General features: G+C 70.4%; 18 protein-coding genes and 2 pseudogenes. 3 read left to right on the plus strand and 17 right to left on the minus strand.

The window, feature by feature from the left end; translation table 11 throughout:
• The 8 genes and pseudogenes from ACIOKD_RS25310 to ACIOKD_RS25345 form a co-directional block, all read right to left on the minus strand.
• A pseudogene (locus ACIOKD_RS25310) lies at positions 1-671 on the minus strand (IS5 family transposase); the annotation flags it as partial.
• Positions 672-1,024: 353 nt separating this feature from the next.
• Complete coding sequence (locus tag ACIOKD_RS25315; protein WP_402088162.1) at positions 1,025-1,309, minus strand: zinc-ribbon domain-containing protein; 285 nt, start codon at positions 1,307-1,309, stop codon at positions 1,025-1,027.
• 179 nt (positions 1,310-1,488) lie between these two features.
• Positions 1,489-1,965: a hypothetical protein gene (locus ACIOKD_RS25320; RefSeq protein ID WP_402088165.1), complete on the minus strand. Its 477-nt coding sequence runs from the start codon at positions 1,963-1,965 to the stop codon at positions 1,489-1,491.
• A gap of 198 nt (positions 1,966-2,163) precedes the next feature.
• The gene (locus ACIOKD_RS25325; protein ID WP_402088168.1) at positions 2,164-3,051 is read right to left on the minus strand and encodes an STM4011 family radical SAM protein; all 888 of its coding nucleotides are present in this window, start codon (positions 3,049-3,051) and stop codon (positions 2,164-2,166) included.
• Between the two features lie 6 nt (positions 3,052-3,057).
• Positions 3,058-4,398: an STM4012 family radical SAM protein gene (locus tag ACIOKD_RS25330; protein WP_402088731.1), complete on the minus strand. Its 1,341-nt coding sequence runs from the start codon at positions 4,396-4,398 to the stop codon at positions 3,058-3,060.
• A gap of 98 nt (positions 4,399-4,496) precedes the next feature.
• Entirely contained in the window at positions 4,497-5,303 is an 807-nt protein-coding gene (locus ACIOKD_RS25335) for an STM4013/SEN3800 family hydrolase (RefSeq protein WP_402088733.1), read from the minus strand.
• A 64-nt stretch (positions 5,304-5,367) separates the two neighbouring features.
• On the minus strand, positions 5,368-6,561 hold the full coding sequence (locus ACIOKD_RS25340) for an STM4014 family protein (protein WP_402088171.1): 1,194 nt from the start codon (positions 6,559-6,561) through the stop codon (positions 5,368-5,370).
• A gap of 37 nt (positions 6,562-6,598) precedes the next feature.
• Positions 6,599-7,567, minus strand: coding sequence for an STM4015 family protein (locus tag ACIOKD_RS25345; protein WP_402088174.1), 969 nt, complete (start codon positions 7,565-7,567; stop codon positions 6,599-6,601).
• Positions 7,568-7,743: 176 nt separating this feature from the next.
• Between ACIOKD_RS25345 and ACIOKD_RS25350 the strand changes: the two are divergent.
• Positions 7,744-8,268 (plus strand): annotated as a pseudogene (locus ACIOKD_RS25350) (DUF6745 domain-containing protein); the annotation flags it as partial.
• A gap of 24 nt (positions 8,269-8,292) precedes the next feature.
• Here the strand turns inward: ACIOKD_RS25350 and ACIOKD_RS25355 are convergent.
• From ACIOKD_RS25355 to ligA, 5 genes are all read right to left on the minus strand, one after another.
• Complete coding sequence (locus ACIOKD_RS25355) at positions 8,293-9,234, minus strand: endonuclease/exonuclease/phosphatase family protein (protein ID WP_402088177.1); 942 nt, start codon at positions 9,232-9,234, stop codon at positions 8,293-8,295.
• Positions 9,235-9,606: 372 nt separating this feature from the next.
• Positions 9,607-10,047 carry a hypothetical protein gene (locus tag ACIOKD_RS25360; protein WP_402088180.1) on the minus strand — a complete coding sequence of 147 codons (441 nt, stop codon included), beginning with the start codon at positions 10,045-10,047 and terminating at the stop codon, positions 9,607-9,609.
• Between the two features lie 284 nt (positions 10,048-10,331).
• Entirely contained in the window at positions 10,332-10,478 is a 147-nt protein-coding gene (locus ACIOKD_RS25365) for a hypothetical protein (protein WP_402088183.1), read from the minus strand.
• Between the two features lie 146 nt (positions 10,479-10,624).
• Positions 10,625-11,197 carry a hypothetical protein gene (locus ACIOKD_RS25370; protein ID WP_402088186.1) on the minus strand — a complete coding sequence of 191 codons (573 nt, stop codon included), beginning with the start codon at positions 11,195-11,197 and terminating at the stop codon, positions 10,625-10,627.
• Between the two features lie 115 nt (positions 11,198-11,312).
• Positions 11,313-13,478 (minus strand): NAD-dependent DNA ligase LigA, encoded by a 2,166-nt coding sequence (gene ligA, locus ACIOKD_RS25375; RefSeq protein ID WP_402088188.1) that lies wholly within the window; start codon positions 13,476-13,478, stop codon positions 11,313-11,315.
• 73 nt (positions 13,479-13,551) lie between these two features.
• On the opposite strand from ligA, the gene ACIOKD_RS25380 reads away from it, so the two are divergent.
• Positions 13,552-14,115, plus strand: coding sequence for a GNAT family N-acetyltransferase (locus ACIOKD_RS25380; protein WP_402088736.1), 564 nt, complete (start codon positions 13,552-13,554; stop codon positions 14,113-14,115).
• A gap of 109 nt (positions 14,116-14,224) precedes the next feature.
• On the opposite strand, the gene ACIOKD_RS25385 is transcribed toward ACIOKD_RS25380, so the two are convergent.
• Positions 14,225-14,845 carry a hypothetical protein gene (locus ACIOKD_RS25385; RefSeq protein ID WP_402088191.1) on the minus strand — a complete coding sequence of 207 codons (621 nt, stop codon included), beginning with the start codon at positions 14,843-14,845 and terminating at the stop codon, positions 14,225-14,227.
• A 186-nt stretch (positions 14,846-15,031) separates the two neighbouring features.
• Positions 15,032-16,234: an FAD-dependent monooxygenase gene (locus ACIOKD_RS25390; protein WP_402088194.1), complete on the minus strand. Its 1,203-nt coding sequence runs from the start codon at positions 16,232-16,234 to the stop codon at positions 15,032-15,034.
• Positions 16,235-16,533: 299 nt separating this feature from the next.
• Between ACIOKD_RS25390 and ACIOKD_RS25395 the strand changes: the two genes are divergently transcribed.
• Complete coding sequence (locus ACIOKD_RS25395; RefSeq protein WP_402088197.1) at positions 16,534-18,348, plus strand: ABC transporter ATP-binding protein; 1,815 nt, start codon at positions 16,534-16,536, stop codon at positions 18,346-18,348.
• A gap of 66 nt (positions 18,349-18,414) precedes the next feature.
• Here the strand turns inward: ACIOKD_RS25395 and ACIOKD_RS25400 are convergent, their stop codons facing one another.
• Both ACIOKD_RS25400 and ACIOKD_RS25405 read right to left on the minus strand, forming a co-directional pair.
• Positions 18,415-19,503: a glutamate--cysteine ligase gene (locus ACIOKD_RS25400; RefSeq protein ID WP_402088200.1), complete on the minus strand. Its 1,089-nt coding sequence runs from the start codon at positions 19,501-19,503 to the stop codon at positions 18,415-18,417.
• A gap of 173 nt (positions 19,504-19,676) precedes the next feature.
• The gene (locus tag ACIOKD_RS25405) at positions 19,677-20,681 is read right to left on the minus strand and encodes an ABC transporter permease (protein WP_402088739.1); all 1,005 of its coding nucleotides are present in this window, start codon (positions 20,679-20,681) and stop codon (positions 19,677-19,679) included.
• Between the last annotated feature and the right edge of the window lie 7 nt (positions 20,682-20,688).

Consider the following 20,688-nt stretch of genomic DNA (forward strand, 5'->3'; position numbering starts at 1 on the left):
GGGACGGCCGACCGGCAGACGGACCCGCACCTTCTGCAGCACGGGGACGAACTGCGGGCTGTCGGCGGCCTGTCCCGCGGTCAGGACGAACGACAACGGACGGCACTTGCGGTCCGCGGCGAGATGAACCTTGCTCGTCAGCCCGCCACGGGATCTCCCGAGCAGGGCTTCCTTCAGACGGAGCATGTGCCGTCGTCTGAGGCGCCGCCGCTTTTCCCGGTCGGGGGCGTCGCTTCCGTCCTGTCTGTTCTGTTCCGGCGTGCCGCCCCCTTTTGCCGGGCCCGTTCCTGGTCGGCGGCAGCTTCCTCAAGGGCGCCCATGACCTCCTTGCCGATGCACATCCCGGCGGCATCGTGGTGGGCGCGGGCGGTGGTGGAGTCCACGCTGACCAGGGACAAGTCCGTCTGCCCCCGGCGGGCGGCCTCCGCGATCGTGCCTTCCAGGAGAGCAGAGAAGACCCCGGCGTCCCGCCAGACGCGAAAGCGCCCGTAGACCGTCGGCCACGGTCCGAACTCGGCAGGCATCTCCCGCCACTGGGCGCTGGACCGGAACCGCCAGATCACCCCCTCGAACTGCTCCCGCAGCCGCTCGGGGTACGGGCCGTACTCGCCTATCGGCAGGTACGGCTCGATGAACTCCCATTGCTCGTCGGTGAGTTGCCTACGTGTCACACCCATCGTCCTACCAGGTCCTACCCACGCACGGGACCAAAACCCGAGATTGATCACGACGTCACACAGGCCCTAAGGCGTGCTCAGGGCTGGGTCGGTGGTGATGTTTACGTAAACATGGCGGCGCCGGGATCGTGGCACCCGTCGCAGTGATCGTCAAGGTCTCTCACACGTGACATCCGTTGCCGCGAAGTAGGGCGGTGCGGGCGGCACGGGGGTCCGCCGCGGACGGGTCCGAGCCCGCCCGGGCCGGGGCGCTGCCGCGGAGCCGGGGCTCCTGCAGCGGTCACCCCGCGCCTCGCGGTCCTGTGCCCGGCGCTCGGGGGACGAACGTCGGGAGCCGGGGGGCAGGATCAGCCCTGGTACGGCTGCTGCTGGGGCTGCTGTCCGTGGGTCTGAGCGCTCGTGGCCTGCACCTGCAACTGCTCCGCCTGCTCCTTGCCGATCTTCTGCTGTGCGCCGCAGAACGTGCACTGGGTCGCGTACTTCGTGGAGACGGGGAACAGCGGGACGAAGAACAGGGTGAACTTCGTGACGCGCTTGCTGAGCGTGTGCGCGGCGGGGTTGCCGCACTGGCCGCACACCAGGGTCAGTATCGCCAACTGGTAGAGATATCCCTTGGTGCCAAAGATGATCACGCGGTGATTCCTTTCGGGCGCGCCGTGGCCGGCGTGGCTGGGTGTGCCGGTGAGCGAAGGTGCGTGCTCACCGGTCACGGTCTCGCCTCCCAGTCTCGTGCACGGCGTGCCCGGCGTGCCGGCGTGCTCGGCTGACGGCACTCCCGCTGTCGCGCAGCCGATCCCTGTGCATCAGTGGATCAGATACCCATGGAGGCCATCTCGACCGCCGAGCGGTAGTTGGCCGCCGCGGTCACGACGCAGGCACGGTAGGTGCGGTTGTCCTTCACCGCGAGGAAGTAGTCCTTGAGGTTCTTCCAGTAGCTGAGCAAATATCCGACGCCCGGGACGAAGCCGGCCGGTCGGGGCACGAGGGCGAAGGCCTCGGAACACCGGAGGATCTCCCCGGTCGCCGTGGAGAGCACGTCGGCGACCTCGGGGTTCATGTTCCAGCCGGCGGCCAGGTCCGCGTTCCAGATGGCTGCGGCCATCTCGCGCAGGTGAGCCTCCTCCTCCGGGGTGAAACTGCTCTGGCCGAACGCCGTCCCGACCGCCGCGGTCGAGGTGGCCGGAGTCGCGGCCGGTCCGGCGACGGCCGAGGCCGCGGTGCCCGAGACGCCGAGGAAGAGTACGGCCGCCGTGAGTGCCGCCGCGTACGTGACCTGTCTGCCGCCCATACCGATCGGTCCCCTCTGTGGATGTGCCCGGAGTCTGCCGCCCGGAGCTTGATGCCTGGGGCGTGATGCCTGGGGCGTGATGCCCGGGGCGGACCGACGCTGTCATGTGCCGCACAAAGGGGTCAACGGCGACATCCTGCCAGCCACGCCGACCGCGGCCGACGGGTGCTGCTTGACGGCACGACAGCCGACTGGACGTCAGCCGAGCCCGGTTGTGGATATGAGGGGCAGGAGCGGGCGGTCGGGGAGGGCGGGTACGCGTTCCAGAATGCCGCCCGCGAACACGTCGTACAGCGGCAGTGTCTCCAGGTGGACGTATCCGATGTGGCAGTCGCACAGCTCCTTGGGGCAGGTCCGGGGGCCGAGCGCGGCACGGTAGGAGCCGTCGTAGAGGTTGCCCAGTTCGGTGCGCACGAAATGGCAGCGGCGGACCGTGCCCTCTCCGTCGACCGACAGGACGGACTCGCCGGTGCGGCACGGCATGCCCGCGGAGCGGTGCGGGTGCCGACTGAACGGGAAGAGCGGGTCCAGCTCGGTCCACTCGGCGGCTTGAGTGTCCGTATAGGTGTGTCCTTCGGCGGCGTTGACCCACAGGTAGACGTGTCGCGGCAGTTCCGCGCGCAGCCGGCGCGCGTGCTCCAAGTGGTCGGGTACACCGACGATTCCGACACTGAAACGGACACCGAGGCCGGTCAGGGTGTGCGTCTTGGCCAGGAAACGTTCGTACGGTGTCTGTCCGGGGTGGTAGGTGCACCACAGGGCGAGGGTGTCGAGGTCCGCGTCCCTCAGCCAGTCGGTACGGCAGCTCAGATTGGTCTGGGCGGCTACCCGTTGTACGTGCGGCTGGTTCGACAGTTCCACGAGGGCGCGGCGGTACCAGGAGCGCACCAGCCCCTCGCCCCACGGGGTGAACAGCACCGAGAGACGGTCCTGCCGCTGCTCGCGCGCCCAGCCGCCGAAGCGCTCAAGTGCCGCCCGGTCGGCGCGCAGTTGGGCCGTGGAGTCCCGCCGCTTCGCGAACGGGCAGTACGGGCAGTCGTAGTCGCAGGAGGAGAGGGGGCCGCGGTACAGCAGTGTGAGGTCCACCGGCGCTCACTTCGTCTCGTAGGCGGCCATGGCCTCGCGCACGGCCGGCGAGAAGAACTCGGGGCCGATGGCGTCCGAGTGCGCGAGCCCCTCGGCGGAGAGGCGCAGCAGCTCCGGCCGGGCGTCGTCGAGCCAGCCGCGGCCGACAAGGGTGTCCAGTTCCCCGAAGAAGTCGTCGTACGGGTCCGTACCGAACCGCCGGCGGTAGTCGGTGACGGGCAGGCCCTCCGCCTGGAGCAGTGACTGCAGCAGATGCCGACGCCGTGCCTCGTCCTCGTCGACCCACCTGCCGTGCAGGGCACGGGAGAAGTCCTCGGTGGCGGTGTAGTCGTCGATGATGCCGCGGATCTCCCGCATCGACACCGCGTAGTCGAAGGAGTAGTGCAGCCGCGAGGTGTACGAGCGTGCGCCGCAGCCCAGGCCGATCATGCCGTCGGTCTGGCACGCGTAGTCGTCCGGCCCCTGCGGCGGTGCGTCGGCCCGCCGGAACATACGCATCGACACCTGCTCGTACCCGTGGGAGAGCAGATGGTCGCGCCCCTCCCGGTAGCGGCGCAGCCGTTCCTCGTCCCACTGCCGGTCGGCCGTGCGTCGGTCGGTGTGGCGGTCGAGGCCGGTGAGCGGACGTATGTAGAGGGGGTAGAGGTAGATCTCCTCGGGGCGCCAGGACAGAGCCGCGTCGAGGGAGTACCGCCAACTGGTCGCCGTCTGACCGTCGATGCCGTAGATCAGGTCGATGTTCAGGACCGGGACGCCGGCCTCGCGGATGCGGGTCAGTGCCGCCTCGACGTCGCTTCTGCGCTGAGGGCGTACGGCGGCGCGGGACTCCTCCTCGACGAAGCTCTGCACGCCGAGGCTCAGGCGCGTGGTTCCCCGTTCCGCAAGGACGGCCAGCCGGTCGGCGGTGGCGGTGGACGGGGAGGCCTCCACGGACAGGGGAATGACCCGCAGGTCCACGCCCATCTCCTGCTCGACGATGTCGCACAGCCGCTCCAGCTCGGCGGCCTCCAGGTAGGTCGGAGTGCCGCCGCCGAACGCCGCGTTGGCGAAACGCGGCGGCTCCTCGTCACCCAGAGCCTCGCGAACGGCGGCGGCCTGACGCCGTACGGCGTCCAGATAGCGGCCTGTCAGCCCGTCCGGCGCGCCGATGCGGGTGAAGAGGTTGCAGAAACCGCAGCGGATCTCACAGAACGGGATGTGCAGGTACAGCGAGAGCGCCTGCCGGGACTCTCCGGCCCACAGGTCCGCGAGATGGGGATGGGGGGCGAGCGGCCGGTAGGCGGTCTTGTGCGGATACGCGTATGTATAGCTCTGGTAGGGGCGCGGCAGAGCGACGGGGGTGCCCATGGGGGTGCCCACGGAAGTGCGTGCGGGAATGTCGGCGGAGGCGTCCGCGGCGGGGCTCGCAGCGGTGCCCGTGGAGGTGCCCGCGGAGGTGACGACGGTCATGTGGGCGGCTCCAGGAAGAAGTGGCCGTAGGGCACGGTCCACACGGATTCATGGCCGAGGCGGTGGCCGGTGTAGCCGTCGTCCCCGTAGGCGGTGCCGTGGTCGGAGCAGACGATCGCGAAGCAGCGACGGCGCGAACTCATCGCGCTGAACAACCGCCCCACATGGCGGTCGATGTACTCCAGCGCCGCGGCGTGGGTGCGGCGGCTGTCGCCCGTCTCACGGGTCGCGCCGGGAAGGTGGAACCAGTTCGGCTGGTGCAGCGCGGAGGCGTTCAGGAAGAGGAACAGCCGCTGCTGCCGCGGCAGTTCGGCGACCGTCTTCTCCGCCCGTGCCACCTGCGCCTCGAAGGAGGTCGGAGAGGCCACGGAGAACTCGGGCTCCCAGTGGCTCTCCTGGAAGTAGCCGGGCAGTACGTCGCCCAGAGCGCCCTGCTTGTTGAAGAAGCCGACGCCGCCGATGCACACCGTGCGGTAACCGCGCGCGGCCAAGGCGGACACGAGGTCCGGGGTCTCGAAGACGAACGTGCGGTCCGCCGTCGTCTCGCTGCCCGCGAACCGGGCCGCGAACAGCCGCGGATGCGGTCCTGGCCCGGCCGGCGTGGGGAGGAAGCCGGCGAACATCGCCTGGTGGGAGGCGTAGGTGAAGTTCCCCGGCGCGTGCCGCTTCTCCCAGGTGCCGCCCGGGAGATGGGCGGTGAGGTGGGGCAGCCGGCCGGCCGCCGCGAGCTCGACCGCCACATCGTGCCGGAGGGTGTCCAGAGTGAGGAGCAGCAGGTCGTCCCGGCCCACGACCTCGTTCATGTCCGGTGTGGTGGTGGACGTACTGGGCGTGGTGTCAGTGAGGTCGGCCGAGGGCGGTACGGGGTCAGGCTGTGGCATGGGCTGTCCTTGGCAGATCGTGCGGTGTCGCGGGCGGGCCGGGCTCCCTGGTCGGTGCGGCGGGCGCGGGGCGCGGGCCGCGGCACCAGGAGCCCGCCGCGGCTGTCTGCGCGGCGTACGTGTCCCTGCCCTCCGCCCCACTGCCCGGCAGGCCGGTGAGGCGGGGGAGCAGGTCACCGAACGCGTTGACCTCGCCGACGGCGAAGCGACGCCAGCCGATGGCGGGCAGCAGGTCGACGCCGACGCACAAGGTGCCGGGGAAGCAGGCAGCGGCCTGCTCACTCACCTCGATGGCCGTGGTCCACCGGTCGCCCGCCAGCGCGCGCACGGCTGCCAGATCGCCACGCGTCCCGCCGAGATGGAGGTTGGTCAGCGGGGTACGGCTGGTGCGGACCACGGCGTGGGTGGCCCGGCCGGCCACGACCACGATGCGCAGATCGGCCGACCGGCCGCCGAGGGAGGCCTTCGGCAGCCAACGTTCGACATGCAGCCCGTCGGGGGCCAGGGTGTCGACGATCGCGGCGATCTCCGGCTCCGACGTGTAGCGGCGTACCCGCAGTGAGTTGTACAGACGACCGTCCTCGGTGCGCTCCACCGAGGTCGTCGCACGGATCCGGCCCGCAGCAGCGGTCTCGACGGCCAGGACACCGGAGGCGGACGAGCCGTGGGCGAGCTTGACGAAGGCACGCCGCATGCCCGCCGCCGCCATGAGGTCCCGTACGTCCGACCAACCCCGGAGCGGCGCGAGGTGGTCGGCACCGGACGTGGGGGACGGCGGCACCGGCACGTCCGCGCGCGCGAGCCGGTCGTGGCACAGCCGTTTGTCGAACATCACGGCCAGCTCCGCCGGGTCGTCGAGCCGGACTCCGCCGCGCAGCGAGGCGACGCAGTCCAGGAACCGCGCGTACCACCGCGCGGAACCCTCCACCCGCGTCGGATCGTCCGCTCCGCGCAGCATGGCGTCCACGTCGGCGTTCTCACCGGGGGAGTCGAGGCGGACGATCTCGTCGTCGGCGAAGTCGTGTCCGCCGTCGCGCAGGACGTCGAGCCACTCGACGACCCGGGGTGTGCCGTGGCCGGCGGCCTCGGCGGCCGTGGCGAACAGGCTCGCCCTGCGGTTGTCCCCGTTGGCGACGACCACCCACTTCGGTGGTGCGTCCGCCGATCCCGTACGGCGCATGCCGTTTCCCCCTCCCTGGTCCGGACTTCGCGGCGCGCTACTCGCCCACCGCGACGAAACGCCAGACCTCGCCGTCGCCGTCCTCGTCGGACTCGGCGTCGTCCTCGTCGATGTCGACCTCCACACCCGCGGGTTCGAGGGTCTCCAGCAGCCGGGTCCGCAGGGCGGGGCTGAGGTAGTTGTGGTGGAGGTCGAGCTTCTTGAGGTGCGTCAACGGCTGACCGGTCAGCAGCGCCGTCGCGCCGTCGTCGGTGAGCACACCCATGGAGACGTCGAGTTCCTCCAGGCGCGCCACCACCGGAGCGGACGCGAGAGCGGAGCAGATGGCGTCCTGGATCTCGCTGTTGTGCAGGGCGAGCCGGGTGAGGGTGGGCAGCCTGGTGCCGGCGAAGAAGGGTTCGAGGTCGGCGATGTCGCAGTCGCCGCCGTACTCGGAGGTGCCGAGCCACAGGTCGAGTTCGACGAGGGCGGGCAGGTCGCAGGCGGCGATGCCCCGCACCGCTTCGACGGGCAGACCGCCGGTCTCGACGGTCAGCTTCCGCAGCCGCTCATGACGGACGGCGGGGAAGACCAGTCCGTTGCCGCCGCGGACCCCGAACTCCTCCAGGTCGGGGAAGGCTTCGAGGAGCGGACCCATGTCGCCCTGGGTGATCCAGGAGATCTCGGCCTCCTCCATCACGATGTCACCGACGAACAGCCCGCGCAGGGCGGGCAGCCGGTCGCGGGCCGCCACCAGCGCCTTGACCACCTCGTCGGGGGCGGAGTCGTACACGTCGCTCCACGCGCCCACGACGATCGCCCGCACCCGCTCGGTGTCGACGGCCGCCAGGAAACGGCCGAAGGCCTCTTCCCAATGCTCGTCGGAGTCGTAGGAGTTCACCGCGATGTGCCAGGCCACGGACTCGGGCGACGGAAGCGAGGCCGCGTCGGGCGTCGGGTCGTCGAGACCCGGGAAGCTGAAGGCCGGCAGGCCGTGGAACTCCTGGAGGTGGTCACCGATGGTCATGCGCGCCTGCTCCTTCGTGCTGAAGTCGGTGGGTCGGCAGTCGTGGGTCCTGATCCCGGCGCGCGCCGACCGCATCCAGGTACCGGAGTTCTACCAAGCCCCACTGACAACGCATGGATCAGGGGTCCTCCTGCCGCACCCGACCCGCTGTCCTTCTGCCGTCCGACTGGTGTCCGGCCGCGGTGGCGCGCCACGCGGGCTGGTGGTGGCCGTACGAGAAGGTGGCGGTCATCAGCGAACGCCCCCTGACGCTGCACCGCGACGAGGCCGGACGCCTGGACCGCGGCGACGGCCCGGCACTGGGCTACGGGGACGGGTTCGAGCTGTACGCGTGGCGGGGGATGCCCGTCCCACGCGACTTCCTCGACGAGCTGACGAGACTGACTCCCGAGCGGATCCGCGGCGAGGAGAACGCCGAACTGCGCCGCGTGATGCTGGAGTACTACGGCTACGACCGCTATCTGGACGAGTCCGGCGCGGTCCCCGTCCACCGCGACGAGACGGGCGTGTTGTGGCGGGTCCGACTCGTCGGTGACGAGGACGTGATGATGGTCGAGGTCGTCAACTCCACACCGGAACCGGATGGTACGAGCCGCACCTACTGGCTGAGGGTGCCGCCGTCGACCCGCACGGCCCGCGAGGGCGTGGCATGGACGTTCGGCGTCGGCGCGGAGGCCTACGAGCCGTTGCAGCAGACATAGGAACTCGGGCCTCGGGAGAGCGGGTCAGGGAGTCGGTGGCGGGTCGTCGGAGCCGCGCTCAAGCCTGATGTCGACGGCGACGGGGAGGTGGTCACTGCCGGTGGCGGCCAGGGTCCGCACGTTCGACACGGTGGCCGAGCGGGTCAGGACCTGGTCGATCCGGGACACCGGGAAGGAGGCGGGCCAGCTGAAGGCGAAGGCCTGCCCTGTCCAGTCCGTACGGTCCATCCGTGAGGTCACCGGAGCCAGGCCCCGGTCGTCCAGGGTGCTGTTCAGGTCACCGAGCAGGATCACTCTGTCCAGCTTCTCGGCGGCGAGGGCCGCTCCCAGCAGGCCTGCGCTCTCGTCCCGCAGAGCGGAACCGAGACCGCTCCAGCCGAGGCGGACCGAGGGCAGATGGGCGACGTACACCGCGATGTCGCCCCACGGAGTGCGAGCCGTGGACCGCATCCCGCGGCTCCAACCCTCCTCGATCGCCGCCGGTTTGATGTCCAGTCGGCGCACGTCCGACAGGGGATGCCTCGACCACAGTCCGACCGTTCCTTCGACCGCGTGGTGGGGGTAGTGCGATGCCAGGACTCTCTCGTAGGCCGGCAACGCGGCAGGGGTCAGCTCTTCCAGGGCGACGAGATCCGGTGCGGCCTCGATCAGGGCGACCGCGGTGCCCGCGGGATCGGTGTTCACGTCACTGACGTTGTGCTGCACCGCGGTGAGGTCGTGCGCGCCGCGGCCCGCAGGCAGGAGCCGTGCGCCGAACGACTGCCCCCACACGGCCACGGGCAGCACCAGGGCCACCAGTGCGATCGCCGAGCGGCGCAGCAGAGCGAGCACCAGCAACAGGGGCACGGCCAGGCCGAGCCAGGGCAGAAACGTCTCCAGCAGGCTGCCGAAGCGGCCCACCGTGTTGGGCACCACCGAGTGGAAGGCCGACAGGGCGGCGGTCAGTACGGCGAGAGAGGCGAGCACACGCCCACGCGTCCAGGACGACCGGCCGTCCGCGTCCGGGCCCCAAGGCCGCCGAGAAGGGCGTCGCCGGGGAAGCCTCCGATGCCATCGGCCGGGCACCGCGGCCTTCGTTCTCGTCGCCGCACTGCCGTTCGCCGTCCGCTCCACCAGGCCCCACCCGTTTCTGTCCCGGGATCCCGTATCCGTTCCGGAACCGTCCGTCGCCCCACGTCATGCGCACGACGTGCCTGTGGCGACGCACAGCGCGGTGGTATGGGTTCCGGCAGCGGTCCCCGCGCACCGGGGGAGGGCGGGACAGCCGCACGCTCACAGGCCCGTCGGAGCGAAGCTCCGACGGGCCTGTGAGCAGGTGCCTTGGCGGCGTCCTGTTGCTCAGAGACGACCGCCGCTGAGACGGGAGAGCGGGCCTCGCTGCCGCAGACCGGCACGCCGGCCCACGGTGTAGGAGCAGAGGACCACAGCCGCGGTGGCCGCGCCGGCGCCGGCCGCCACGACCTTCCTCGCCTTCAGGAGGGTCCAGGCAAGGCCGGCCTTCCCGACTGTCTGCTGAGCGGCCGTGGAAACACCGCCCTGCACCGTCCTGGCCGTTGCCTTGGCCTTCTGCGACGCGACTCCGCCGAGGTTCACCAGGGCTTCCCTGCTGCCACGGCCGACGGCCCCGGCAGCGTCCCCGGCGTTCTTCACCGCCTCGGTGGCGGCCTTCTGTGACTCCTTCGCGGGCGCCGTGGCACCTTCGGTCACGGTGGTCTTCGCCGCTCGCGCATGCGCGGTGGGCGACTGTCCGTTCGTGGTTTTGTTGTTCGCTCCAGCCATGAACACCGGGTATCCGGCTCTGCGTTCGGCAAACGGGGATTGTGTTCCACGTCTTCACATCTTCACATCGCTCGCGTGTGCGGAGCGGGGCGCCGATGCTGCTAGACTCGATCTTGAGCGAGCCGCCAAGTGCGGGCGCGTCTCGCGTCGGTGGTCCAAGGAAAGACGCCCCGCTTCCTGCGGGGAAATGCAGGTGCAAGGCCTGCCCGGCGCTCAACAAGACCCCATCCGTGTTCCGCGGGTGGGGTCTTCGCGTTGCTTGAGGGCGGGCCGCTCGGTCGAGGTCAGCGCCGTCCGCGCAGTTTGCCCAGCAGTCGCTGGGCCTGGGCCCGGCGTCGCGGATCGGCGGAGGCACGGCGTGCCTGCTCGATGGTGCGCCGTCCCTGCGGGCTCCGGGCGAACTGCTTGATCTTGTTGATGATGCCTGCCATGGCTCTACTCCTGGGCCGGGGGCGGTGGTGCGGTCCGTGCACAGCTCCGTATACCCCGCCAGGGGGAGACAACAACGGCAACAGGCCGCCGCTCTTGCCCGGACCTCTTTCGCGGAACCTCAGGACAGCGGTGCGAGACACCCGCGTCACGGGGCCAAGGTGTCGGTGAGGTGCACGGCGTAGCCGTCGTCCTCCATGAGGAGAACGGTGACGCCGAAAGGGGAGGGGTGGTCGAGATCGAGCGGGGTGAAGGAGTACGTGAGGGCGGCCTGGATCGGCGGGGCCAGCTCGCCACCGGGCTGCGGTCCCGGGGCGGGGAGCCACAAGGGCTCGGCCGTGTCCGGACCCTCGGGTGAGGAGTCCACCGGCCGGTGCGTGCAGGGGAGTCGATGCAGTACGTGGCCGTCCTTCGTGGCGTGCACCAGATTCAGACAGGGTGCCGGCCCGATCACCGGAAGCCCGCATGCGATCGCGACGTTCTGGGTGTCCCAGGCGAGCACGACCTCGTCCGCGCCCGCCGCCGCGGCGACGTTCGAGAGCTCGACGATCGCGGTCATGGCGTCCTCGCCGGTCTCGGCCGGGCGCAGCCAGACGAGTCCCACCAGTTCGCCGCGGACCAGCGGCATGATGACCGGGCGGGGTGCCCTCCCCTGAGCCAGATCCGCGGTGTACGCGTTCTTCATCGATGCGACCAGTGCGTCCCACGTCTGCGTGTCCACGGATTCCCCTCACCAACAGCCTGTTCACGAGCGACGCAGAGCCTGTCACGGTGGCCCGGTCCTGCGCCAGCGGCCCCGGCCGGGAGCACGCGGAGCACGGCCGGCCGCAGGTGGACTACTGAGCGGACTGTTCGAGGTGGTCGGTGACGAGCGTGGCGAACTCGTCGGGGCCGGCCAGGCGGATGCCGAGCGTCTCGGCCTTGGCGCGCTTGGATCCGGCGCCCTCTCCCGCCACCACCAGGGTGGTCTTCTTGGAGACGCTGGACGAGGAGCGCCCTCCGGCCCGTTCGATGAGTTCGTTCATCTGGTTGCGGCTGAGCTTCTCCAGTACGCCGGTCATCGCGCCGGTCACCACCACCGTCATCCCGCTCAGCGGCCCGTCCGCCGGTGCCGGCCCCTTCGAACCCTCCGCACCCTCGGGACCTCCTGAGCCGGCCGAGCCCTCGGCGTCCCGGTCGCTGCCCGAGGCGCCCTCGGAGTCCTCGGCCGTCGGCGCGCTCGGGGGAGTGGCGCCGGGCTCGGTCATGTTCACCCCGGCGGCGACGAGTTTGTCGATGAGCGGGGCCAGTTCGGCGAGTTCGGAGACGATGGACGGGGCCTTCTCCGTACCGATGCCCTCGACCTGCTGCATCGACACGGCGTCGGCCGCGCGGACGTGGTCCATCGTGGCGAAGTGACGGGCGATGCGGCGGGACATCGACCGCCCCGTGCCCCGTACGCCGAGCGCGCACAACACCCGTGACAGCGGGCGTCCCTTGGCCGTGGTGAGCGCCGCGAGGAGGTTGTCGGTGCTCGTCCCACCCATCCGCTCCAGATTCAGGAGCTGGTCACGGGTCAGGGTGAACAGATCCGCGAGATCGGTGACCAGGTTCGCTTCGACGAGCTGGACGACGCGGGTGTGGCCGAGGCCCTCGATGTCGAGCTGATCGCGGCCGGCCGCGTACGAGAGGGAGGCGACCAGATGGCAGTTGCGGCCGTTCTCGCAGCGCCAGCGCTGCTCGCCGGTGTCGATGCCGCTCCCGCACCGCGGGCACACCTCGGGGAAGACGATGGGCTGTTCGTCACCCGTGCGCAAGTGGGCCACGGGCGCCTCGATACGGGGGATGACGTCACCGGCTCGGTGGACCATGACGTGGTCGCCCAGGCGCAGATCGCGCCGGGTGATGTCGGCCGGGTTGTGCAGGGTGGCGTAGGTGATGGTGGCCCCGTCGATGACGACCGGTTCGAGTACGGCGCGTGGGGCGATGACGCCGGTGCGGCCCACGTTCCACTCGACCTCAAGGAGCCGGGTGATCTTCTCCACCGCCGGCAGCTTGTAGGCGATGGCCCAGCGCGGGGCGCGCGAACCGGATCCGGCGGCCTGCTGGTCGGCGGCCAGGTCGGCCTTGATGACGATCCCGTCGATGCCGAACGGCAGCGAGGCGCGCAGCGCGGCGATCTCCCGCACCCGGGCCAGGACCTGCTCGGCCGTCCCTGCGGTGGTGCCGGGCACGGCGGTGCCCGCGGTGGTGTTCACCCCGAGCCCGGCGGCACGGTCCATCAGCTCGCTGTGGGACAACTCGCGCAGCCGCCCGGCCGGCTCGGCGTCCGTGTCCGGCAGGGGCAGCAGACCGTAACCGAAGAACGTCATCGGCACGGTGTAGGCACGCTCCCTGGCTCTCAGGGTGCCCGCCGAGGCGCCGCGCGGATTCGCGAACGGCTGTCCGCCGTGCGCCGTGCGCACCTCGTTGGCGTGCTCGAACTGGGCCGTGGTCATCAGGACTTCACCGCGCACCTCCACCGTCACCGGCTCGGTCAGGACCTCGGGCAGGCCCTCGACGGTGCCGATCGCGTGCGAGACGTCCTCCCCGGCCGTGCCGTCCCCACGGGTGATCAGCCGCTCCAGGCGGCCGGCCCTGTACCGGGCGGCGACCGCCAGGCCGTCGAGCTTCGGTTCGACGCTGAACCGCTCCACGTCATGGCCGACGCGCCGGGCCAGCGACGCGGTCCAGGCGGTGAACTCGTCGGCCGAGAACACATTGTCCAGACTGAGCATCGCCACCGTGTGCGGCACATCGCCGTCCACCGCGCCGCCGGCGACCTTCCCGCTCGGTGAGCCGGGCAGCACCTCGTCGGGATGCTCCGCCTCCCAACCGGTGATGGCCCGCACGAGCCGGTCGTAGGTGTCGTCGTCCATCGGCGAGGTGCCGCCCGTGTAGTAGGCGGCCGATGCCTTCACGGCGTCCTCGACGGCCTGCGCGTAGGCGACGGCGTCCACGATCACTGCAACTGGTGAGGTCATGCAGGTCATCCTGCCCGCCACCACTGACAACGGCTCCGGATCGGGCTGCGGACACGGCGTGATCCAATGGGGGATGGCATCGTTCTGGACCGGTGAACGAGTACGACTGCGCGGTATCGAGCCCGACGACTGGACCGCGCTCATGCGCCTCGCGGTGGACGAGGAGCGCCTGGGCGACCTGGTGCAGCCTCCCCGCTCCGCCGAGGGACATCGTGCCCGGGCGAAGGAACTGGCGGTCGCCGGGCCCGACAGTGACTGCTTCACCTTGGCGGTCGAAGCGCTCGACACGGGACAACTGGCCGGTGTGGTCGGCTCGCACCACGCCGACGCGCGCGCGGGCTGGTTCGAGTACGGCATCTCCCTGGGCGCGGAGCACCGGCGCAAGGGATATGCGACAGAGGCCGCGGCACTGCTGCTGCGTTACATGTTCGCCGAGCGGCGCTTCCACAGATGCCAGGCGCGGGTCTTCGCACACAACGAGGCATCGCTGTCACTGCAACGCAGACTCGGTTTCATCGAGGAGGGGCGTCTGCGCGACCATGTGTTCTTCGCCGGCCGGCATCACGACGTGGTCATGATGGGCGTACTCGCCGAGGAGTTCACCCCGCCGCACCCGGCCGGTCGAACGGTGCTGTGACCGGCCGCGGACGCCTTGTGCCGTCGGCGGCCCCGGCACGCGATGGCGTACGCGAACGGGCGCCAGTGAGCGTGCCGGCAGCCTCGGGGCAGGGCGCCGACGAGGAAGGTCAGCCGGCCGCCGCGGCGGGCTCGGCCTCGGCGGTGGCCTCGGCGGTGGCGGTGTAGAAGACCGAGGAGCCCTGCTTGTTGCGCTGGGCGCTGCTCCTGGCGACCAGGTTTTCGAGGGTGGTGCGCACGACGGTGGTCTTGATGGTGCGCTCCGGGTGGGCCGCGGTGAGCGCGGTGGTGATCTCGGCGGCGGAGCGCGGCTCGTTCTGCGCTTCGAGGTGGCCGCGGATCAGGTCGACGAGGCTCGGCCGATCGGTTGTCCTCGGCGCCTTGGCCGCGGTCTTCCCGGTCCCGGGCTTCCTGGCCTCGGCCTTCTTCGCGCCCGTGGCGGTCGCCTTCTTCGGCTTGGCGGCCTTGGACTGCTTGGTCCGGGCGGAGGACTGACTCGGCACGGAGGGCGCGGCGGGGGTGGCCGCGGCGACGGGACTCGTGCCACCCAGCGCCTGGTGCATGTTCACCAGCACCGTGTGGTCGTGCTGCAGAGCCAGCAACTGCTCCTGCAGGGCCGAGATGTCCGTCGCGATGCGCTCCTGCTCTTTGCTGTTGCGCTCCAGGTCGCTGGTCACCTGTGCGATGTACTGCGAGGTGAGTTCTGTGGTGGAGATCTGGTTCTCAGACATGAGTGGAGCCTTTCTCGGTCCGCCGGAACATGTGCGAAAGGGGGCCGCACGTCCGTGCGTGAGTGGAGAGCGGGATGGTGTCTGTCGGGGCTGGTCCGTCCGAAGGACTCAACTGCGCGCTTTGCGCCAGTGTAGAGATAGTACGCATGGGTGGAACGGGCTGTTTCCGATGAGTGCCTGTGCCGGCTAGTGAGTCCGCGATCCAGGTGTGCTGCCGCCGGCCTCGGTCCAGAGGTCGGTGTGCCAGTCCAGGTGCCGGACGAGGTCGTCGTCGCCCGGCCGCGACACGGGGGCTCCCCGGCCGGGCCGGGGTGGCGGGGGAGTGCCTCGGGAGATGTTCCCGCTGACGGTGACGTTCTCCTCGACGCGCGGGCGGCGGAGTGACTCGTAGTGGGAGAGCGCGGCCTCGGTATCGGGTGCGTCGCGCAGGGACTTCGCGAGAACGACCGCGTCCTCCAGTGCCATGGAGGCTCCTTGTCCGGTCGCGGGGGAGGCGGCGTGGGCCGCGTCACCGATGGTCAGGACGCGGCCGGAGCGCCAGGGTGTACCCGTGGGGAGCTCCGTGGCGTTGGTGACCATGAGGCGGTCGGTGGTGGCCGCGACGACACCCGCGGCAGGGGTGGTGTCCTTGCGCAGCAGCGGCAGGAGCAGCTCGCGCCAGTGACCGGGTGTGCCGTGGGCGATCGCCTCGGCGGCCAGGGGCTCACCGGCCACGCGCGCGAACCAGTACGTCTCCCCCACCGGCGACACCGCGTAGCCGAAGGCGGTCCCGCTGCCCCGCACCATGGTGATGCGCTCGCTCTCCCCGGCGTTCTCCTCGGCCAGGAGCGCGTCGTCGGTGCAGCCGTAGAAGACGCGTTGTCCCGCGTGACGGGGCCGCACGGCAGGGGCGAATCCGTGCCGTACGACGGAGTTCAGTCCGTCCGCTCCGACGAGCAGGTCACCGGTCGCGGTACTGCCGTCGGTGAAGTGCGCGGTGACCGCGTCCGGGGTGTCCCGGACGGACACGAGGTGTGCTCCGTGCCGGATGTCGATGCCCCGGCGAGCGGCCTCCGCCTGCAGCGCGGTGGCGAGTTCGCCACGGTGCAGGCACCGGTACCGCAGGAGTGGGTCGCCGGCCTCACCGAGCGGTACATGGGCCACCACGGCGCCCGTGTCGTCGAGGACACGCATCGAACGCAGGGGGAAGCCGACCGCCGCGACCGCGGCGGAGGCGTCGATCTGGGCGAGGGCCCGCATGCCGTTGCTCGCGAGGGTGAGGAACGCCCCGATGTCCTCGGCCGAGTCGGGATGAGTCTCGTACACGGTGACGTCCGAACCCGCCTTGTGCAGAGCCAGCGCGGCAGCCGTGCCGGCGATCCCACCACCGATGACAAGTGTGTGCACCACGTCGTATTCCCCACTCGTACGTGTACGGAGCCTGGGTGGCACTGTATGCCCGCACCTGCATGTGTGCCTCCCGCGAGGCATGAGGGCTGTGGCATGCCGTTGACGGAAGGGGAATCCGCTCACCGACTTCGCACATGCGTAGAGGTGTACGGGCCGCAAAACACTTGGACTCAGCGGGTGCCGTCGCGGGACAATCCCAGTTCCGGCCCACCCGTACTCGCACCTGTTGTCGGCGTGCGGCAACGGCGATCGACCGGGGAAACGGGCGACGGGCCGCCTTACGACCACTCGGGGGTGGGATGGGATCGCCTGGGACACACAGGGTGCAACCGCGCAAGGGTGCGGTGCTTCTGGCACTTCGTCACTACGGACGGGAACTGGCACGGTTACGGCTGTTCTCGGTACCGGCCATGCTGCTGCCGGCGATGGGCAACATCGGCATCAACTACATCGCGCCGCTCATCGTCGCGAAACTCGTCGCCAGGATCGCCACCGAAGGCGGCATCACCGTCACCGAGGCGCTCCCCTACGTCCTCGGCTTCGCCGGTGTCCTGTTGCTCGGGGAGACGCTGTGGCGCCTGGGCCTGCACTGCCTGAACCGGCTCGCCGCCCGCGGTATCGAGAACCTCTACGTGATCGGCATGGACGAGCTGTTCGCCAAGGACGCGGCCTTCTTCCACGACAACTTCGCCGGGTCGCTGACCAAGCGGGTGCTGAGCTTCGCCTCCCGGTTCGAGGAGTTCGTCGACACGCTGACGTTCCAGGTCGTGGGCCGCGTGGTGCCACTGGCGTTCGGCTCGGTGATCCTCTGGCGGTACGAACCGCTGCTCGTGGTCGGCCTGTTGACCATGCTCGTGCTGACCGCGCTGTGCGTGGTGCCTCTCATCCGCCGTCGCCAGGCACTGGTCGACCGGCGCGAGGAGGCCATCGCCCGGGTGTCGGGTCATGTCGCCGACAGTCTGATGAACATGGACACGGTCCGCGCGTTCGCGGCCGAGGAACGTGAAGCCGCCGAACACCGGTCCCGGGTCGCCGAGTCACGGCGGCTCACCCTGCGGGCGTGGGACTACGGCAACCTGCGCATCGACACACTGGTCGCACCCATGTCCGTACTCACCAACGCGCTGGGCCTGTTGCTCGCGGTCGCCCTCGCCGGCGGCGGGCACGGTGTGGAGGCGGTCGTGGTGTCCTTCACGTACTACTCGAACGCGACGCGGATCATGTTCGAGTTCAATCAGGTGTACCGCCGCCTGGAGAGCTCGATGACAGAGGCCGGGCAGTTCACCGAACTGCTGCTCATGCCGCCGACCGTGCTGGACCCGGTGCCGCCTGAGCCGCTGCTGTCCAGGGCCGCCGACGTCCGCTTCGAGGAGGTGACCTTCGCCCACGCGGGGGCGGGGCCCCTCTTCCAGGGGCTCGAACTGGCGGTGCCCAGCGGGACGAGGATCGGTCTCGTCGGCCGGTCCGGCGGAGGCAAGACCACACTCAGCCGGCTGCTGCTGAGGATGACGGACCTCGACGCCGGCCGGATCCTGATCGGGGGGCAGGACATCAGCAGGCTGCGCCAGGCCGAACTGCGCAGCCTGATCGCCTATGTGCCGCAGGATCCGGCGATGTTCCACCGCTCGCTGCGGGACAACATCGCGTTCGCCCGCCCGGACGCCACGGACGGGGAGATCCGGCGCGCGGCCGAGACGGCGCACGTCACGGAGTTCGCCGACGCCCTGCCGGACGGCTTCGACACCATGGTGGGTGAGCGCGGGGTGAAGCTGTCGGGCGGACAGCGCCAGCGGGTCGCGCTCGCCAGGGCGATCCTGCGTGACGCGCCGATCCTGCTGCTCGACGAGGCCACCAGCGCCCTGGACTCCGAGAGCGAGGTCCTGGTCCAGGAGGCGCTGTGGAGGCTCATGGAGGGACGGACGGCGCTCGTGGTGGCCCACCGGCTGAGCACGGTCGCCACCATGGACCGGCTTGTCGTCCTCGACCGCGGACGCATCGTCGAACAGGGCACCCACCAGGAACTGCTCGCCTCGGCCGGCGCCTACGCCAAGCTCTGGCAGCACCAGTCCGGCGGCTTCCTCGACGACGGCCCCACCCGGGCGACCGTGCACTGACCGCACTGACCGCACTGACCGCACTGACCGCACGCGACCCGTCGGTGGTCGGTGCGGTCGGTGCGCTCAGGTCTGTGTGCGCCGCACGCACTCCGTGACCACGTCGCCCAGGCTTCCGGTCCGCTCCAGGATCTCGCGCTGGACCCGGGCGCCGTTGCCGTCACGCAGCAACTCCGCCGCGGCCGTGTGCACACGGTCGGTGTCACCGCTGTCGTCCAGGGCGGGGCCGACATGTTCCAGCAGTGCGCGCACCACGTCCCCGGCCGGTGCCGGGCGCATGGTCGACGGGTGCAGCAGTTCCCCCTCAAGACCCGACCGTGCGGCCCGCCAGGCGGCCAGGCGCAACAGCTCCACGGGGTGCGCCGCCGGTGCGGTTCCCGCACGCCACTCGCGCGCCGCCGTCTCGACGAGTCCACGGGTGAGGGTGGCCAGCAGGGTCGCGGTGCTCGCCTCCAGGCAGACGTCCGACACGCGTATCTCGACGGTGGGGTACCGCTCGGCGATCCGGGCGTCGTAATAGACCATGCCCCTGTCCTTCAACACCCCCGTGGCCACCATGTCGTCGACCCGCCGGTGGTAGGCGTCCGCCGTACCGAAGAGTTCCGTGGGACCGGCCATCGGCCAGCGCATCCACACCCGGCTCCGGTAACTGCTGTAGAGGCTGTCCTTTCCCTGCCAGAACGGGGAGTTCGCGCTGAGCGCGGTCAGCACGGACAGCCAGGGGCGAATGCGGTCGAGCACCGCGGCGCCCTCGTCGTCGGATTCCACCGACACATGGATGTGGCAGCCGCAGACGAGCTGCTCCTGAGCAGGCAGGCCGAATTCCTCGATCATCCACTGGTAACGGGAACTCATACTGACCGACGGCCTGACCGGCAGGGGGGAAGTGGCGAGCGCGACGACAGTGGCTCCGATGTCCCCCGCGACACGCGCCGCCTCCTTCCGGCACCGGACGATCTCCGCGCCGAGCTCGGTCATGTCCGCCTGGGGGTGAGTGGCGAATTCGAGCTGCTGGGTGTGCAGCTCCTTCTCGAACGTCTCCTCCGACGGATCGTCCCTGGCGGCGCGAGCGAGTACCGCGGCGGACAGTGCCTGTGGTTCTCCGGTCTCGGGATCGACCAGGAGAAGTTCTTCTTCCACTCCCACGGTACGCACGTGATAAAGCCTCTCATAAGGGTTGCCGGGGGCGACAACGAGAAATCCAGGAAGGCGGAGGCCGACACCTCCTCCGGGGTTCCGAATGCCCTGGAACAGCGGAGGGACACCCCGGCCCGGGACATGGCTCGGCCCCGTTCGGGCGGCGTCGACGCCGCCCGAACGGGGCCGGTTCACAGCACCCGGCGCCTGCGCCCCAGCCATGTCTGGGCCACCACCACCACGGCGAGGAAGGCACCGCTGACCACCTGCTGGTACGCGGAGTCCAGTGAGCCGATCTGGTTGATGACGTTCTGGATCACCTTCAACAGGAGCACGCCGACCAGTGAACCGCTCACGAAGCCGAAGCCGCCGGAGAGCAGGGTGCCGCCGATGACGACCGCCGAGATGGCCTCCAGCTCCATGCCCGACCCGAGGATCGTCACGCCCGACACCAGCCAGGCCGCGTTGAGCGCGCCCGCGAGACCGGCGCACAACCCCGACAGGGCGTACACGGTGATCTTCGTACGCGCCACGGGGGCACCCATCAGGGCCGCCGCGTCCTCGTTGCCGCCGACCGCGTACACGTACTGCCCGAATCTGGTGAGCCGCAGGACGACGGCGCCCAGCGCGAACAGTGCCACCGTGATCCATATCGGTACGCCGATGCCGAGCAGCGAACCCTGCCCGAGGGTCGCGAAGAACGAGTCCTTGTCGACGAGATAGGTGCGTGAGCCCTCATCGGTGATGGCCAGCAGGATGCCGCGCGCCCCCAGCATGGCGGCCAGGGTGACGATGAACGGGGCCAGGCCCGACCGGGCGATGAGCAGGCCGTTGACCACTCCGATCAGCCCGCACACCGCGAGCGGGAGCAGGAGTGCCACCGCCGTGCCGTACTGCGAGCCCCAGGCCGCCAGTACTCCGCCGAGGGCGAAGAGCGAGCCGACCGACAGGTCGATCCCGCCGGTGACGATGACGAACGTCATACCGAGCGCTACCACGGCGAGGAAGGCCGAGGACAGCGCCATGTTCTCCAGGTTGTCACCGGTCAGGAAGGTGTCGAAGCTGAGCGACGCCGCGACCATGGCCACCAGGAGGGTGACCAGGGCACCGTGCTGCTGGGCGAGGGCGCTGAAGCGCTCCGCACGGGTGGGGGCGTCGGACGGGTCGGCCTCCTGGCGGGCGGCGGCCGGTCGCATCTCGGCC

It is taken from the genome of Streptomyces sp. NPDC087844 (genome assembly GCF_044742785.1).
Classification (GTDB): domain Bacteria; phylum Actinomycetota; class Actinomycetes; order Streptomycetales; family Streptomycetaceae; genus Streptomyces.